Genomic DNA, 15,627 nt, shown 5'->3' on the forward strand with positions numbered 1-15,627 from the left:
GCGGGCATCACCCCCGCCCCCGCCATCGACCCGGACCGCCCCATCCCGACCGGCGAGGAGACCGATCATGAGCGTTGATCTGACCCTGGTCTGGGCCGGCCTGCTGGCCTTCGCCGTCTTCGCCTATATCGTCATGGACGGGTTCGACCTGGGCGTCGGCATCCTGTTCCCGACGCTGAAGGCCGGGGACCAGCGCGACAAGGCGATGAACTCGATCGCCCCGGTGTGGGACGGCAATGAGACCTGGCTGATCCTGGGCGGCGGCGGCCTGTTCGCCGCCTTTCCCCTCGCCTACGCCGTGTTGATGCCGGCGGTCTATACGCCGATCATCGCCATGTTGCTGGGCCTGGTCTTCCGGGGCGTGGCGTTCGAATACCGCTGGCGCACGGTGCGGGCCAAGCCCGTCTGGGACGTCGCCTTCTTCGGCGGCTCCCTGCTGGCCGCCTTCTCCCAGGGCGTCACCCTGGGGGCCATCCTGCAGGGGGTCGAGGTGTCGGGCCGCGCCTATGGCGGCGGCTGGTGGGACTGGCTCAGCCCCTTCAGCCTGCTGACCGGCGCCGCCGTCGTCGTCGGCTACGCCCTTCTGGGGGCCACCTGGCTGAACATGAAGACGGAAGGCGCGCTCCAGACCCACGCCCGCGCGCAAGCCTGGAAACTGGGTCCGGCGACCCTGCTGATGATCGGCGCGGTCAGCCTGGCCACCCCCTTCCTCGACGGCGAATACGCCCGGCGCTGGTTCGACTGGCCCGGCGTGCTTCTGACGGCCCAGGTGCCGTTGCTCGTTCTGATCGTCGCGGCCGCCTTCTTCTGGACCATGCGTCAGAAGCGCGAAGTCTGGCCCTTCCTGCTGTCGCTGGGCCTGTTCGCCGTCACCTTCGCGGGTCTGGGCGTCAGCGTCTTCCCCTACGCCGTGCCCGACGAGATCACCCTCTGGCAGGCCGCCGCCCCGGCCTCCAGCCAGCTGTTCATGCTGGTCGGCGCCCTGATCCTGATCCCGATCATCCTGGCCTACACCGCCTATGCCTACTGGGTGTTCCGGGGCAAGGTCGGCGACGACGGTTACCACTGATGCGTCGCGACTCCAGAAACGGGCTCCGGCAGGGCCTTTGGTTCGTCGCCCTCTGGGTGCTGGGCGTGGGTGTCCTGGGCGTGATCGCCTATCTGCTGCGCGGCGTTCTCAAGCTGGCCGGCGGGTGACGCCGCAGGCGCCGAACCGCTGGCCCTGGCCGCCGCTCATCACGGGCGGCGCCGTCCTTGTCGCGCTCATCACGGCGCGTCTATGGACTCCGCCCGCCCTCTTCCCCGGCGCCTTCGCCGCCGGCGGCCTCCTGGTCGGGCTCGCCCTTGGTCTGGACCTCTGGGCCATGCTGGAGATGCGGCGGCGGCGCGCCAACATCTTGCCGCACCGGGCGGCGACCGCTCTGGTCACGACCGGTCCGTTCGCCTGGAGCCGCAACCCGATCTATCTCGCGAACGGGCTGCTTCTGCTCGGCCTCGGGGGCCTGTTCGACAACGCCTGGTTCTTCGTGGCCGCCCCCGTCGCCGCCTTCGCCACCGACCGTCTCGCCATCCGGCGCGAGGAACGACACCTGGCGGCCCACTTCGGCGCGGCGTGGTCCGTGTACGTGGGCCGGGTGCGCCGCTGGCTGGGCCGGCGGATGACGTCGTGATCCCCTTTCGCCCGGCCCACAGACGCCTCCCTATCCCGTCGCTTCGTCACTACCGTGAGGTTACGGGGCGCGGCATGTGAACCAAGCAGCTATGCTCCGCTCATTACTCCGCAATCATCTCGTCAGGGGGCGCCTTATGACTGCCCCTCACTCCCACTCGATTACACAAATTACCCCAAGCCGCTGATCGGCTTGGGGTTTTTTCTCGCATATCGGTCGCCGGACCGATTGAATAACCGACAAACGGGAAGTATTCTGAAAACATTCAGAAAATTCTAAGCAATAACATTTGCGTGAATTCGTCATCTTTTGCGGTCTATCGGACTTTCTGAGCACCGAGATGCAATGCAACGAGTTCGATTCGCCTTGCCACTTTGCACCATCACTCGGACGTACACTGTATCTCATGCGCATGTTCGTCGTCGAGCTTACCGGCTCGATCGTATGGCGATAGCGACAAGCGTCGTCGATGCCTGTCATGCCGCGCTCGACGACCGGAATGCAAACGCCGCACTGGCTTTGCGGCCGACGGCGTCCTGATTTTCGACGACGGCGGGACTGGCCGATCGGTCTTTCGCCACGAGGACGACAGATGGCGGATTACGCACATCCGTTGGTCCTCGGACGCGGTGCCCTGATCTCGCGATCAGGCGGCGGGAGTCGCTGACGCTCCCTTCTGGGCGAGCCAGGCGTCGATCAGGGTGATTTCGCGCTCCTGAGCCGAGATCACCGCCTGGGCCAGGTTCCGCGCTTGGGCGTCCTTGCCTTGCGCGAGCTCCACACGGGCCATCGAGACGGCTGCGACGTGGTGACCTCGCATCTGCGTCATGAAGTCGATGTCCGCGTCCCCGGTGAAGGGAGGCATCGCCTCCATCATCGTGTTCATCGATGCCTTGTAGCCTTGGGTGGCGACGGAGTCGCCGGGCGCAGGCGCAGCCATGCCGCCCTCCATTCCGCCATGGGCGTCCGCCGCTGCGGCGGCCTCAGGCGCGGCTACGGCGGGCTCTTCGGCTTGCGGGGAACAGGCCGTAGCCAAGGCGCAGGCGGCGAGGACGAGGCTGATGCGTTTCATGACGGCTCCTTGGGATCCGACGTTAGCGACCAGGAGGGCCCATTCGTTCCGCCAACTCTACCGTCCGGCCCGCGCCAAGAGCTCGATCAGCTCGCCGGCCTTGGCCTTGCGATCCTCGGGATCGTCGCCGGTCATGGCGCCCATGACGCAGTGGTCGAGGTGATCCCGTAGCACTTCGGTCTCCACGCGATGGAGCGCGGCTCGAACGGCCTGAAGTTGGGTCAGCAAGTCGACGCAATACCGGTCATCTTCAACCATGCGGGAGATTCCCCGCACCTGGCCTTCGATCCGGCTGAGCCTGTTGAGGACTTTGGGTTTCGTGTCGGTTTGCATGCGGCCTGTCCTCCTGAGCGCCCCCATATACCCCAGACGGGTATCTTGCGATATACCCCCCATGGGTATATGTGAGCCCTTCGGTCAGCCGGAGAGAGCGACATGTCCACGCATCCTCACAATCATGCCTCGGGTCACGCCTGCTGCGGGGCGAAGGCCTTGGATGGCGCGGCTACGGTCAAGGATCCCGTCTGCGGCAAGTCGGTCGATCTCACGACTACCGCTCACCGAGCCAGTCATGGCGGTCAGGACTATTTCTTCTGCTCGGCGGGGTGCCGGACCAAATTCATCGGCGATCCGATGCGTTACCTGAACCCTCGCGTGGAGGCCGAGCCGGCCGTTCCCGGCGCCATCTACACCTGCCCGATGCACCCCGAGATCCGGCAGGAAGGCCCAGGCTCCTGCCCGATCTGCGGCATGGCGCTTGAGCCGGAGACGGTCACGGCGGAAGCCCCGCCCAACCACGAGCTGATCGACTTCACCAGACGCTTTTGGGTTGGTCTGGTCCTGACCCTGCCGGTCTTCGCCCTGGAAATGGGCGGACACCTGGCCAATCTCCACATGTTCATCCCGGGCCAGATGTCGAACTGGATCCAGTTCGCTTTGGCGACCCCCGTGGTTCTCTGGTGCGGCTGGCCCTTCTTCGAGCGCGGCTGGACATCGCTGCGCACCCGGCGGCTGAATATGTTCACCCTGATCGCCATGGGGGTCGGCGTGGCATGGCTTTACAGCGTCGTGGCCGTCGTCGCGCCAACCCTGTTCCCGCCCGCCTTCCTGAAGGCCGACGGAAGCGCGCCGGTGTATTTCGAGGCGGCGGCGGTCATCACCGTGCTGGTCCTCGTCGGGCAGATTCTGGAACTGCGCGCCCGCGAACAGACGTCGGGCGCGATCCGAGCCCTGCTGGACCTCACGCCCAAGACCGCGCGCCGAATCCGGGCGGACGGCGTCGATGAAGATGTCTCGCTTGACCAGATCGCCGTCGGCGACCGCCTGCGGGTAAGGCCCGGAGAGAAGATCCCGGTCGATGGCGAACTCCTGGAGGGTCGGGTCGCTGTCGACGAATCCATGGTGACCGGCGAGTCCATGCCGGTGACCAAGGATGTCGGCGACCGCGTCGTGGCCGGCGCGCTCAACAAGACCGGATCCTTCATCATGCGCGCCGACAAGGTGGGCGCCGACACCCTGCTGTCGCAGATCGTCCAGATGGTGGCCCAGGCCCAGCGCAGTCGCGCCCCGATCCAGCGGCTGGCCGATACGGTCTCCGGATGGTTCGTTCCCACGGTGATCGCGATCGCCCTGCTCGCCGCCGTCGTCTGGGGCCTGGTCGGTCCCGAGCCCCGTTTGTCCTACGCCCTGGTCGCCGCCGTTTCGGTGCTCATCATCGCCTGTCCCTGTGCGTTGGGTCTGGCGACGCCGATCTCGATCATGGTCGGGGTGGGACGTGGCGCCCACGCCGGCGTCCTGATCAAAAACGCCGAGGCGCTCGAACGCTTCGAGAAGGTCGACACTCTCGTTCTGGACAAGACCGGCACCCTGACGGAGGGCCGTCCGTCGGTAACGGCGATCCTGCCCGCCCTCGGCTTCGTTGAAGCCGACATCTTGCGTCTTTCGGCCAGCCTCGAGCGGGGCAGCGAACATCCGTTGGCCGACGCGATTGTCCGGGCAGCCAAGGACCGGGACATCCCCCTTACCGAGGCCGTGGACTTCGACAGCCCGGTCGGTCGCGGCGTTCGCGGGACGATTGAGGGCCGCCAGGTCGCCCTGGGCAACACCCGTTTTCTCGGCGAGCTTTCGATCGACGTCTCCGCGCTGGAGCCGAAGGCGGAGGCCCTTCGCCACGACGGCGCCACCGCCATATTCGTGGCGATCGACGGAAAGGCGGCCGGGGTCATCGGCATCGCCGATCCCATCAAGGCCACCACGCCGGCTGCGATCCTCGCGCTGAAAGCGGCCGGTCTGCGGCTGGTGATGATGACCGGGGACAACCGGACGACGGCCGAAGCGGTCGCGCGTCGCCTCGGCATCGACGAAGTCCAGGCGGAGGTTCTGCCGCAGGACAAGGCGTCTGTCGTTCAACAGCTTCGTTCGCAGGGTCGGATCGTCGCCATGGCGGGGGATGGCGTCAACGATGCCCCTGCCCTCGCCGCAGCCGATGTCGGCGTCGCCATGGGGGCGGGTTCGGACGTCGCCATCGAGAGCGCCGGCGTCACGCTGCTGGGCGGTGATCTGCAAGGCATCGTGCGCGCACGGCATCTGTCCCGTGCGGTGATGGGCAACATCCGCCAGAACCTCGTTTTCGCCTTCGGCTACAACGCCCTTGGCATCCCCGTGGCGGCTGGCCTGCTTTATCCCGTCTTCGGCTGGCTTCTCTCGCCTGCCCTTGCGGCGCTCGCAATGGCGCTCTCCTCGGTCAGCGTCATCGGCAATGCGCTGAGACTGCGCGCGGTGAGGCTTTAGCCAAGATAGGCAATCAACAGTCCGCCCACCCACCTAAGGGAGGAACCGGCTGTGACGGGCCGGATTGATTTAGACGCTGACCGCAGTCTCCAAGCATTCGCAGCGGCAGGCGATGACGAACTGAAATTTCTGAAGAGGATACGGACGATGTCTCATCAACAGATGGACCACGGCGGTCAAGGCAACGCTCGTGGACTTGGCCCTTACCGAAGCCTGTACCTGGAGTTGGCGCTCGACTTCGTCATCATGTACCTGGTCATGTACACGATGATCGCCACGCTCGGTCACTTCTATCTCAACCTGAACAACGTCTACATGACCCTGATGATGGTCGCGCCGATGGCGGTCCTCATGCTCGTCTTCATGCGGTCCATGTACCCGTCGCGCAAAACAAACCTGGCCATTGGCGCGGTCGCGGCCGTGATCTTCGTCGGCAGCTTCATCGGCATGCGCACCCAGGCGTTCGTTGGCGACGACGAATTCCTGCGATCGATGATCCCGCACCATTCCGGGGCCGTGTTGATGTGCGAGCAAGCCTCCCTGACAGATCCGGAGATCATCGCTTTGTGCGACGGCATCGTGCGTGGTCAACAGGCGGAGATCGCCCAGATGCAGGCGCTCCTCGAGAAGCGTCGCCGCTGACCCCGGCGTGCGGGGGAAGGCCTCAGCCGCCGCCCGCTTCCTCTTCATGAGGGACGCGGTCGTGTGGCGCGTAGAGAAGCAGAAGGCCGGGACCGGCCAAACGTCTGGAGACTGAGTATGCGTTACTTCCACCCCGCGCCCTTCATCGCCGTCGCGGCGGTCGTGGCCTTCGCCGCCGGACCGGCGGCGGCCCACGCTCGCCTGGTCAGCGCCACCCCGGCGCCCGACTCCACCGTGGCCGCGACCCGGACGCTGACCCTGACCTTCAGCGAACGCAGCGTTCCCGCCTTTTCCGGCTTCGACGTCGTCAATGCGGCGGGGGAGAAGATCGCGATCCGCACCTCGGTGGCCGAGGACGGCAGGACCCTCACGGGCGCGCTGGCTCGCCCGCTGGCCGCCGGCGCCTACCGTGTCGACTGGCGTATCGCGTCGAGCGACGGCCACCGCATGACGGGATCCTACGCCTTCACGGTGCGCTGACGCCGTGCTGGAAGTCGCGGTCATCGCGCTTCGCTGGCTTCAATACGGCGGCGGCGTCGTCCTTCTCGGCGCGCCGCTGTTCCTTCTCTACAGCTTCAAAGACGCCGACGCGCCGAACCTGGAATGGTCGCGACCGACATTGCGCCTCGCCGCGATCATCGTCGCGCTCGGCTCGCTCGCCGCCCTGGTGGCACAGACGGCCGTCATGGCGGGGTCGCTGGGCGAAGCCGTCAAACCCGCGTCCCTGTCCTTCATGGTCACCGGCACGGCCCTGGGCATGGCGATGGTCGTGCGGGCCGCCGCCGCCTTGCTTGGGCTCGTCGCCTTGGTCGCCCTGAAACCCGGTCGCGCGCTCTGGAGCGTGACGGCCGCCTTGGGTCTGATGGTGGCCGCCAGCTTCGCGTGGACGGGTCACGGCGCGGCCACCGAGGGCCCTGGCGGGCCCCTCCATCTTGTCGCCAACATCATTCACGCGGTGGCAGCGGCCTTGTGGCTGGGCGCCCTGGCGGCGTTGACGGCCCTGCTTCTGCGCCGAGCCGGTCCGGACGACCTTGCAATCCATCGCGCCCTGCATGGCTTCGCCGGCCTTGGAACGCTCGCGGTCCTGTTGCTGGTGCTGACCGGTCTCGTGAACAGCTGGTTCCTGATCGGTCCCGAGCGCGTGGCGTCGATCGCGGGCAACCTCTACGGCCAGCTTCTGGTCGCCAAGCTCGTCCTCTTCGGTTTGATGCTTGCGCTGGCGGCGAGCAACCGGTTCCGGCTGACGCCGACACTGGGCTCTGCGCTGGAGACGGGCCAACCCTCCGTCGCCGCCATGAGCGCGCTCCGGCGCAGCCTGTTGATCGAAACGGGTCTGGGACTCGCCCTGATCGGCGTCGTGGCGGTCATGGGAACCCTGCCGCCCCCGGCGTCTCTGTAGGCTCGATTGCAATGATCAAAATGAGATCGTCGCTCCGCCGACCGTTGAAGTATGATCAGACAATGCCGTTCCTGCGTCATGACCTCGTCCGACTGACGACCGCGCTGCTCGCGGCGTTTGCCATGCTGTTCGTGTCCACCGCTTCGATCGCCTGCGAAGCTCCGGTCGATCCGGATATGGCGTCCATGTCGATGAGCGGCGACGGCGTCCCGTGCGAGCCGAAGACCGTCAGGATCTCATGCCATAAGGCGTGTCTGGCCATCTGCCAGGGCCTTGTCCCCCAGGGCGGTGAATCCACCCCCGCACGGGTCTATGCGTCTGTCCTCTATCCATCCCTTGATGCGCGGCATGCCGATTTCACCGTGGAGGCGGACGACCCGCCCCCACGACGCTGATCCTGTTGAAGATGACCGAACTCATTCAATCAAACAGAGATCAAAACCATGAAACGCACTCTCACCCTCGCAGCCCTGGTGCTGCTGGCTTCCGGTTCAGCCGCCTTCGCGGCCGCGCCGGACGCCGTGGCGCAGGCCGTATGCGCTTGCTGCGACGCTATCGCAGCCTGCGCGGAAGCCTGCACCTGCTGCTGATCGTATGATCGGGGACGCCCGCCCGCGAGGGCGGGCGTCTTCTCGATGTTCCTCACCGACGTCGCAGGGCCGGCGACCCGCTGGCGCGGGCCTGAGCGTCAGCCGGGCGCGCGCGACGACCAGTGAATGTGGTGGATGCGCCAGCCGTCGGCATGGCGTTTGAGGACCATGGTTTCGGTCGTCAGGCGGTCCACGGCACGGCCGTTGAATTGGCCCGTGGTGCGGCCTTCGCTGGCGATCCAGGCGATGTCCCCATCGGCCCATCCCGATCTGCGCGTCACCGTCGCTTCAGAGGCGGCGGCGAAGGCGGCGTCCGAGCCCAGGTGATGGGACGCATACTCGTCGCGCGATCGCTCCGCGCCACCCTCCTCGAAGATCATCACATCCGGCGCCATCAGGGCCAGGGCGACGGCCGTGTCGCCGGCCTTGAGAGCGACGTGAAAGGCATCGACGGCCGCCGCCGCGTCCGCAGCTTCCGCGGCGACCGAGCCGGCGGCCCGGGCATGCCCGTGGGCGTGGTCCTGGGCGAAGGCGGGTGTCGCCGAAAGCACGGCGAGCGACAGGACGAGTTCGAGAGAGGTGCGGGACATGGCGAACTCCGGTTTGTGGGTGATCTGAACGGACTGAGCGCGATCGGCGTCAGGCCCGCGGGTTGTGGCGGGCGAACACGCGGGTCGCGCCCGAGCGAAGCACCAGCAGGGTGTCGTAGGGCTCCTTGTGCCCCTGCGGCGTCTCCATGCCGGGCGAACCGAGCGGCATGCCCGGGACCGCGACACCCACCGCCGCCGGTCTCTCGGCCAGCAGTCGGATGACGTCCGGGGCCGGCACATGACCCTCGACCAGATAACCATCGATCAGACCGGTATGACAGGAAGCGAGCGCGTCCGGCATGCCGCGGCTGCTCCGGACCGATTCAAGGCTCGGAAGGACGGTGATGGTTGTGGTGAAGCCCGCCTCGCACATGTGCGCGATCCAAGCATCGCAGCAGGCGCAGGTCGGCGTCTTGAAGACCGTGAGGCTTCTTGACGGCCGCGTCTGGGCGCAGGCGGTTCCGCTGATGCCGATGAAGGCGGCCGCGCCGAGCAGCAGGCGGCGGTTCAGGCTGGCGGGGTTCAAAAGGGTTCTCCCTGATCGCTGTGTACGGATCGTCTGGCTTCGACGGGGTCGGCGCCCTGCGGCGCCGTTCGTTTGCGTAGCCACCGTCGGCCGGGCTGCTCGACGAAGACATGGATGGCCGCCGCGGCGGCGAGCGTCAACACAAGCATGGCGGCCAGTTCGACCAGGCCCATTCGATAGTCCGCACCCCAGCCGGCGAACGCCTGCGCCGCATTGCGCCACACCATCAGGATGGGGATGTGGACGAGATAAAGGGCGAACGAGGCTTCGCCGGCGAACAGAAGCACGGGGTGAGACAGGATGGTCCGGACCGGAGCCTTGGCTAACAGGGCGAGCGACAGGATAAAGGGACCGGCCGCCGCCACGATGACCCGGTCGTCGGCGCCGATCTGCATGAGCGCCAGCGGCAAGGTCGTGGCGACCAGGGCGCCCATGAGGGACATTCGCGGCGAAGGCGTCCAGCGCTGACCGAGATAGTAGAGGCCAATGCCGTAGAGGAATTCGGGAATGATGCGCAGGATCCCGAGGCTGTCCTCAGCCCGAGGCAACATCCGGCCGAACCAGGCGCGGTAGAAGGCGTCAAGGGCAACGAACAACAGCATGGCGAGGGCGATCAGGACCCACGGCCTGGCCCGCAGCCGGAGCGCGAGGGCGGCATAGGCGGGGAAGGCCAGATAGGCGAACCACTCCGCCGACAGCGACCAGGCCGGTCCGTTCCAGAGCGCCATGCTCTCTCGCGGGAACCACGCCTGGACGAGCAGAAGGGTGCCCGCGAAGTCGACGGGATTGAACCGGCCAGGCTCCAGCCCGACACCGAACACAGGCGCGATCAGCACCAGCCCAAGCATGGCCAGGAGGATGAACAGGTGAGCCGGATATATCCGGGCGAGGCGCGCCGCCAGGAATCGACCGTAGTTCGGGGCCCGGTCTCCCTGCAGGTAGACGTGGGTCAGGATGAAGCCCGACAGGATGAAGAAGACATCCACGCCCAGGCGCGCGCGGTTCAGCAAGCCCGCGCTCTCCGCCGGGAGCGTCCAGTAGAGCTGGAAGTGAAACAGCACGACGCCGAGGGCGAGAAAGAACCTCACGCCCGTGAGTTGATCGAGCACGTCGGGGAATGGAACCCGCGTGGGCCCTGATCTGTCGCTCACGTCTTTTCCCCGGACGACAGGGCGCGTCCCGGTCGTTCTCTGGTATCTACGCGGGCGACGGCTCGTCCCCTCGTGAGGGGACCGGAAGGCTGGCGCGTATGGCAGATGGGGCGTGACGCAGGTGCGCAATGACTGACGACATGAATGAACTGATCGCAGCGGTCGGGCCGGGCGACGCCGGCCGGCTGGTCGGCATGGAAGACGCGGTCTGGGTGCGGATCGGCGAACGCAGGGAGCGCGCCCGCATGGGTCAGGTCCGGGTCGCCGCCGTTGCGCTCGCTCTGGTGATCGGCGTCGCGAACGGAGGGCTGATGCTCATGGCTCCACGGCCGGAGCCGTCCGAGATGCGGATTTTCACCGTCTCGGCGGGCTTGTCGCCTCTCTCCGGCCTGGACGTTCGGGGATGAGAGCCTCCTGGAAGTCGATCGTCATCACGGCCATCCTGGCCGCGCTGGCCAGCGGCGCGGCGACCTGGGCGAGCGCGACCTGGGTCATGCGGGAGCGGCAGCCGCCAAGCCTGCACAGCGTCGTCCATGAGAAACTCGACCTGAGCCCTGAGCAGGATCGACGGCTCGACGTGGTCGAAGCCCGGTTCGCCGCTCTGCGGCCGGCGCTCGAAGCGGAAGTGCGCGCGGCCAATCGCGAACTGGCGGCCGCCATCGCCGCCAGTGACGGCGACACGCCCCAGGTCCAGGCCGCGGTCGATCATTTCCACGCCGCCATGGGCGATCTGCAGAAGGCGACAATCACCCATGTGTTCGAGATGCGATCCGTCCTGACCCCGGCGCAGGCCGAGGTGTTCGACGCCGCGGTCGTCGAGGCCCTGCACGACGACGCCGGCTAAGCGGCGCGCGTGTGTGCTGAGCAGAGCATCGAGGCCCGTGCGGCGACCGGAGACCGGGCCGCCTTCACCGCCTTGATGGCCGCCACAAAGGCCGATCTCTACCGGTTCGTGCGCCGCTATGTCGGCGACGAGTCCGAAGCGCATGACGTGCTTCAGGAAAGCTATGCGTCCGCCTGGCTCGCCCTGCGGCGGTATGATCCGGCGCGGCCGTTCGACGTCTGGCTTCGCTCCATCGCCCTCAACAAATGTCGAGACTGGGGCCGGCGGCGCGCGGTCCGCCGGGTTGTGCGCGGCGTCATGGGCCTGGAGGCGCCCGAGGCGGCGGCGGTGGGCGACGATGCGCCGTCACCCGAGACACGGCTGGACGATCAGCGCAGGGCCGAAGCTCTGCAACGCGCCTTGCGGGACCTTCCCGACGCCCTGAAGGGGCCGCTTCTGCTCGCCACGCTCGAGGGACGGTCTCACGCCGAGATCGCCTCGATCCTCGGTATTACGCCCAAGGCGGTCGAGACCCGCGTCGCCCGCGCCCGCAAGACCTTGACGGCGGCTTTGGCCCAAGCTTCCGGCGGAAACGCTTGACCTTGCCCTGATGGGAAGATGCACAAGCTGCAATCCCGACGTCTGCGGCATCCTGACGCGAGGGATACGCCGCCCGGCCGCGTATCTGAACGAACGGCTGAATAGCCCGACCAAGGAATTTCTCGCCTATGTCCACGCCCCGCCTCGATCGCCGAACGCTTCTCCGTGGCGCAGCCGCCGGCGGCGGGCTGCTGGGCCTGCAGGGTCTGCTCCCCGCCTGGGCGCAAACCGGATCGGCGGGACTGCGGGCGGATCTTCCGACGCTGACGGGACCGAACATCGACCTGACCGTCGGACACACGCCCTTCACCGTGGGCGGCCGCACCGGCCATGCGGTGACCATCAACGGCGTTCTGCCGGCGCCGCTGCTACGCCTTAGAGAAGGCCAGAACGTCCGGCTAGCGGTGACCAATACGCTGGACGAGGACACCTCAATCCACTGGCACGGCCTGCTCGTCCCGTTCCAGATGGATGGTGTTCCTGGCATCAGCTTCCCCGGCATCAAGGCCCGTGAGACCTTCGTCTACGAGTTCCCGATCAAGCAGTCGGGCACCTTCTGGTATCACAGTCACTCTGGCCTACAGGAGGCGATGGGTCACTACGGCCCAATCGTGATCGACCCGGCGGGCGCCGATCCGGTCGCCTACGACCGCGAGCATGTGCTGGTCCTGTCGGACTGGAGTTTCATGCATCCGCACGAAATCCTGGCCAAGCTGAAGAAGAGCCCGGGTTACTTCAACCAGCAGCGCACCACGCTGGCGGGGCTCATGGACGGCAGCGACCGCATGAGCCTGGAGGAACGGCGCATGTGGGGCCAGATGCGGATGGACCCGCGCGACATCCTCGACGTCAGCGGGTCGACCTACACCTATCTGATCAACGGCCATGGACCGCAGGAGAACTGGACCGGCCTGTTCCGGCCCGGCGAGCGGGTGCGGCTGCGCATCATCAACGCGTCGGCCATGTCCATCTTCAACGTTCGCATCCCGGGCTTGCCGATGACCGTGGTGCAGGCCGACGGCGAGAACGTGCGCCCGGTCGAGACGGACGAGTTCCAGATTTCGGTCGCCGAGACCTACGACGTCATCGTCCAGCCGACCGAGGACCGCGCCTACACCATCGTCTCCGAAGCCATCGACCGGTCCGGCATGGGCCGGGCGACCCTGGCGCCGCGCCTGGGCATGACCGCCGAGGTCCCTCCCCTGCGAGAGGTCCCGAACCTCACCATGCGCGACATGGGCATGGGCGGAATGGATCACGGCGCGATGGCCGACATGTCCGGTATGGATCATGGCGCGATGGCCGGCATGGACCACGCGGCTCCGGCCCAGAACGCGCCCGCGGCCGGCGAGATGGCCGGGATGTCCATGTCGGGCATGAACATGCGCGATCCCGAGAACGCTCCGCCCGACATGGCGGTGGGCGTCGGCGTCGATGCGATCGCCATGGATCCCGCCAACCGTCTGGGTGAGCGTCCGATCGGTCTCACTACAGTCGATCATCGCGTCCTCGTCTACACCGACCTGGTGTCGCTCCAGCCGAACAAGGACCCGCGCCCCCCGTCTCGGACGATGGAGATCCACCTGACAGGCAACATGGAGCGGTTCATGTGGGGCTTCGACGGCCGAAAGTTCAGCGAACTGGTCGAACCGATCCGCTTCGAGCGCAACGAGCGGGTGCGGGTGACCCTGGTCAACGACACCATGATGGCCCACCCGATCCATCTGCATGGTCATTTCTTTGAACTGGTGACCGGCGGACCCACCGGTCACCAGCCCCTCAAGCATACGGTCAACGTCGCGCCCGGCGGCAAGGTGACCTTCGATCTGACCGCCGACGCGCCCGGCGACTGGGCCTTCCACTGCCACATGCTGATGCACATGCACGCCGGCATGTTCAATGTTGTGACGGTGCGGCCCATGGACGGAGCCGCGTCATGAGCCGCCTCGCCGTCGCCCTCGCCCCGCTGGTGCTCGCCGTCAGCGCCTTCAGCGCCCAGGCCCAGGACACTCACACGGGCCACACTATGCCGGCGACCGCGGCGCCGGCCCGACCGGCGCAGGATCCGCACGCCGGTCACGTCATGCCGCCCGCGCAGACGCCGCCCGCCGCGGATCCGCATGCAGGCCACCGGATGCCGGCGCAGCCCGCGCCCGTAGACCCGCAGGCGGGACACCAGATGCCGGCGGCGACGCCCGGCCAGGCTGATCCACACGCGGGCCACGACATGTCGGCCATGTCACCCGCGCAGACCGACCCTCACGCCGGGCATGACATGTCGACCATGAGCATGGGGCCGCCCAATGTGGCGACCAGCGCCGACAACCCCGGCCGTCCTCCGGAGGACCCGCTCCCGCCCGCCGCCCTGGCCGGCCCTGTCCACGCTGCCGATCTCGTCTTCGGCGCCGAGGCCATGGCCGCCTCTCGCCGGACCCTGATTCACGAAAACGGCGACGTCCGCACCACGGCCGTCATTCTCGATCGCCTCGAAGCCGGCTTCGGCGACGGCGGCGAGACCTACCTCTGGGACGTCCAGGGCTGGACGGGCGGCGACATCAACCGCTTCTGGTGGAAATCCGAGGGCGAAGGCGATTTCAACGGCGCGCTCGAGGACGCCGAAGTCCAGGCTCTCTACAGCCGCGCCGTGACGCCCTTCTGGGACCTCCAGGCCGGCGTGCGACAGGACTTCCGGCCCGACGGCGAAGATACGACGCATCTGGTCCTCGGCCTGCAGGGCCTGGCGCCCCATTGGTGGGAAGTCGACGCCGCCGCCTTCCTGTCGACCGACGGCGACCTGACCGCCCGCGTCGAGGCCGAATACGACCTGCGCATCACCCAGCGCCTGATCCTTCAGCCCCGCCTCGAAATCGACGCTTCGGCCAGCGACATTCCGGAACTGGAGATTGGCTCGGGCGTGTCCTCGGTCGAGGCGGGCCTGCGACTGCGCTACGAGTTCCGCAAGGAGTTCGCCCCCTATGTCGGCGTCGAGTGGAGCCGCGCGCTCGGAGACACAGCCGGCTACATCGAAGCCCGCGGCGGCGAGGCCGAGGACATCCGGTTCATCGTCGGCCTCAAGGCCTGGTTCTAACCGAAGGAGACCACCCCTTGATCCGCATTCTCACCCTCACGGCGGCCCTGGCTTTCGCCGGCGCCGCCTCCGCCCAGGATCCGCACGCCGGCCACAGCATGCCGGCGCAGGCCGCCGCGACCCAGTCGGGAGTCACGACGGCTCCCGCGAACGGGGCGATGACCCAGGGCTCGCCGGAACGCTTCAGCGTCACCTTCCCGCATACGATGGTCCTCAAGACGGTCACGCTCACCGCCGAAGGTCAGGCCCCGGTCGAAGTGAGTGTCCCCGCAGCGCCCGCCGCCGCGACCGTCGGCGTGGCTCTTCCGCGTCTGGCCCCAGGAACCTACACTGCCGCCTGGACCGCCGAGGGCCCGGACGGCCACAAGATGTCCGGCTCGGTCAGCTTTATGGTTCACTAGGAGAACGACGATGAAAGTTTCCAACCTGCTGGCCGCCGCCGGCGCGATCCTAACCCTGAGCGCCGGCGCGGCCCTCGCCGCCGAAGGTTGCGAGTGCTGCAAGGACATGGCCGCGGACGCCGCCATGAGCTGCTGCGACGAGATGAAGACCGAGCCCGCCCCGCCCGAGCCGACGCCGCCCGCCCCGGCGCCGTCGGATACGCCCGCGCCTCAGGGCCACGCCGACCACAACTGATCGTCGCATCGATGGTTTCCGGCGGTTTCCCGTGGGGGAGCCGCCGGACG

21 protein-coding genes are annotated in these 15,627 nt (G+C 67.4%); 16 read left to right on the plus strand and 5 right to left on the minus strand.

The window, feature by feature from the left end:
- Nucleotides 1–67 precede the first annotated feature (67 nt).
- From cydB to GGC30_RS06580, 3 genes are read left to right on the plus strand one after another with little or no spacing between them, the layout of a single operon-like run.
- Nucleotides 68–1,069, plus strand: coding sequence for a cytochrome d ubiquinol oxidase subunit II (gene cydB / locus GGC30_RS06575; RefSeq protein ID WP_008259839.1), 1,002 nt, complete (start codon nt 68–70; stop codon nt 1,067–1,069).
- The gene (locus GGC30_RS16620; RefSeq protein ID WP_194943540.1) at nt 1,069–1,197 is read left to right on the plus strand and encodes a DUF2474 domain-containing protein; all 129 of its coding nucleotides are present in this window, start codon (nt 1,069–1,071) and stop codon (nt 1,195–1,197) included. The genes cydB and GGC30_RS16620 overlap by 1 nt, the downstream gene beginning before the upstream one ends.
- Nucleotides 1,194–1,670, plus strand: coding sequence for an isoprenylcysteine carboxylmethyltransferase family protein (locus GGC30_RS06580; RefSeq protein WP_370451910.1), 477 nt, complete (start codon nt 1,194–1,196; stop codon nt 1,668–1,670). The genes GGC30_RS16620 and GGC30_RS06580 overlap by 4 nt, the downstream gene beginning before the upstream one ends.
- Nucleotides 1,671–2,316: 646 nt before the next feature.
- On the opposite strand, the gene GGC30_RS06585 is transcribed toward GGC30_RS06580, so the two are convergent.
- Nucleotides 2,317–2,742, minus strand: coding sequence for a DUF305 domain-containing protein (locus GGC30_RS06585; RefSeq protein WP_008259726.1), 426 nt, complete (start codon nt 2,740–2,742; stop codon nt 2,317–2,319).
- Between the two features lie 57 nt (nt 2,743–2,799).
- On the minus strand, nt 2,800–3,075 hold the full coding sequence (locus tag GGC30_RS06590; RefSeq protein WP_040349360.1) for a metal-sensitive transcriptional regulator: 276 nt from the start codon (nt 3,073–3,075) through the stop codon (nt 2,800–2,802).
- A gap of 102 nt (nt 3,076–3,177) precedes the next feature.
- Here GGC30_RS06590 and GGC30_RS06595 point away from each other — a divergent pair, with 102 nt between their 5' ends.
- The 6 genes from GGC30_RS06595 (at nt 3,178) to GGC30_RS16255 (ending at nt 8,163) form a co-directional block, all read left to right on the plus strand.
- Nucleotides 3,178–5,532: a heavy metal translocating P-type ATPase gene (locus GGC30_RS06595; protein WP_040349359.1), complete on the plus strand. Its 2,355-nt coding sequence runs from the start codon at nt 3,178–3,180 to the stop codon at nt 5,530–5,532.
- A 147-nt stretch (nt 5,533–5,679) separates the two neighbouring features.
- Entirely contained in the window at nt 5,680–6,174 is a 495-nt protein-coding gene (locus tag GGC30_RS06600; RefSeq protein WP_228763639.1) for a DUF305 domain-containing protein, read from the plus strand.
- A gap of 117 nt (nt 6,175–6,291) precedes the next feature.
- The gene (gene copC / locus GGC30_RS06605) at nt 6,292–6,654 is read left to right on the plus strand and encodes a copper homeostasis periplasmic binding protein CopC (protein ID WP_008260662.1); all 363 of its coding nucleotides are present in this window, start codon (nt 6,292–6,294) and stop codon (nt 6,652–6,654) included.
- A 4-nt stretch (nt 6,655–6,658) separates the two neighbouring features.
- Complete coding sequence (gene copD / locus GGC30_RS06610; protein WP_008260446.1) at nt 6,659–7,573, plus strand: copper homeostasis membrane protein CopD; 915 nt, start codon at nt 6,659–6,661, stop codon at nt 7,571–7,573.
- A gap of 62 nt (nt 7,574–7,635) precedes the next feature.
- Nucleotides 7,636–7,968 (plus strand): hypothetical protein, encoded by a 333-nt coding sequence (locus GGC30_RS06615; RefSeq protein WP_040349358.1) that lies wholly within the window; start codon nt 7,636–7,638, stop codon nt 7,966–7,968.
- A 48-nt stretch (nt 7,969–8,016) separates the two neighbouring features.
- Nucleotides 8,017–8,163 (plus strand): hypothetical protein, encoded by a 147-nt coding sequence (locus GGC30_RS16255; RefSeq protein ID WP_164952583.1) that lies wholly within the window; start codon nt 8,017–8,019, stop codon nt 8,161–8,163.
- Nucleotides 8,164–8,261: 98 nt separating this feature from the next.
- On the opposite strand, the gene GGC30_RS06620 is transcribed toward GGC30_RS16255, so the two are convergent.
- From GGC30_RS06620 to GGC30_RS06630, 3 genes are read right to left on the minus strand one after another with little or no spacing between them, the layout of a single operon-like run.
- Nucleotides 8,262–8,753: a nuclear transport factor 2 family protein gene (locus GGC30_RS06620; protein ID WP_008260359.1), complete on the minus strand. Its 492-nt coding sequence runs from the start codon at nt 8,751–8,753 to the stop codon at nt 8,262–8,264.
- A 49-nt stretch (nt 8,754–8,802) separates the two neighbouring features.
- On the minus strand, nt 8,803–9,279 hold the full coding sequence (locus GGC30_RS06625; RefSeq protein ID WP_008259918.1) for a DUF411 domain-containing protein: 477 nt from the start codon (nt 9,277–9,279) through the stop codon (nt 8,803–8,805).
- Complete coding sequence (locus GGC30_RS06630; protein WP_134582481.1) at nt 9,276–10,367, minus strand: acyltransferase; 1,092 nt, start codon at nt 10,365–10,367, stop codon at nt 9,276–9,278. Before GGC30_RS06630 ends, GGC30_RS06625 begins: the two co-directional genes overlap by 4 nt.
- Before the next feature lie 203 nt (nt 10,368–10,570).
- Here GGC30_RS06630 and GGC30_RS06635 point away from each other — a divergent pair, with 203 nt between their 5' ends.
- The 7 genes from GGC30_RS06635 to GGC30_RS06665 all read left to right on the plus strand — a co-directional run bounded on the left by GGC30_RS06635 (nt 10,571) and on the right by GGC30_RS06665 (nt 15,577).
- Nucleotides 10,571–10,837 carry a hypothetical protein gene (locus GGC30_RS06635; protein ID WP_205911595.1) on the plus strand — a complete coding sequence of 89 codons (267 nt, stop codon included), beginning with the start codon at nt 10,571–10,573 and terminating at the stop codon, nt 10,835–10,837.
- Nucleotides 10,834–11,274: a Spy/CpxP family protein refolding chaperone gene (locus GGC30_RS06640; protein ID WP_008264166.1), complete on the plus strand. Its 441-nt coding sequence runs from the start codon at nt 10,834–10,836 to the stop codon at nt 11,272–11,274. Before GGC30_RS06635 ends, GGC30_RS06640 begins: the two co-directional genes overlap by 4 nt.
- Nucleotides 11,275–11,283: 9 nt before the next feature.
- Nucleotides 11,284–11,853, plus strand: coding sequence for an RNA polymerase sigma factor (locus tag GGC30_RS06645; RefSeq protein ID WP_008260971.1), 570 nt, complete (start codon nt 11,284–11,286; stop codon nt 11,851–11,853).
- Nucleotides 11,854–11,981: 128 nt separating this feature from the next.
- Nucleotides 11,982–13,793 (plus strand): copper resistance system multicopper oxidase, encoded by a 1,812-nt coding sequence (locus GGC30_RS06650; RefSeq protein WP_008264371.1) that lies wholly within the window; start codon nt 11,982–11,984, stop codon nt 13,791–13,793.
- Nucleotides 13,790–14,941, plus strand: a complete 1,152-nt coding sequence (locus tag GGC30_RS06655; RefSeq protein ID WP_040349356.1) for a copper resistance protein B — start codon at nt 13,790–13,792, stop codon at nt 14,939–14,941. Before GGC30_RS06650 ends, GGC30_RS06655 begins: the two co-directional genes overlap by 4 nt.
- 17 nt (nt 14,942–14,958) lie before the next feature.
- Nucleotides 14,959–15,342 (plus strand): copper resistance CopC family protein, encoded by a 384-nt coding sequence (locus GGC30_RS06660; RefSeq protein ID WP_008261639.1) that lies wholly within the window; start codon nt 14,959–14,961, stop codon nt 15,340–15,342.
- A gap of 10 nt (nt 15,343–15,352) precedes the next feature.
- A complete protein-coding gene (locus GGC30_RS06665) occupies nt 15,353–15,577 on the plus strand; it encodes a hypothetical protein (RefSeq protein WP_008262058.1) in 225 nt (74 codons plus the stop codon).
- The last annotated feature ends 50 nt before the right edge of the window (nt 15,578–15,627 follow it).

This window comes from Brevundimonas sp. SPF441 (assembly GCF_009661015.1).
Classification (GTDB): domain Bacteria; phylum Pseudomonadota; class Alphaproteobacteria; order Caulobacterales; family Caulobacteraceae; genus Brevundimonas; species Brevundimonas vesicularis.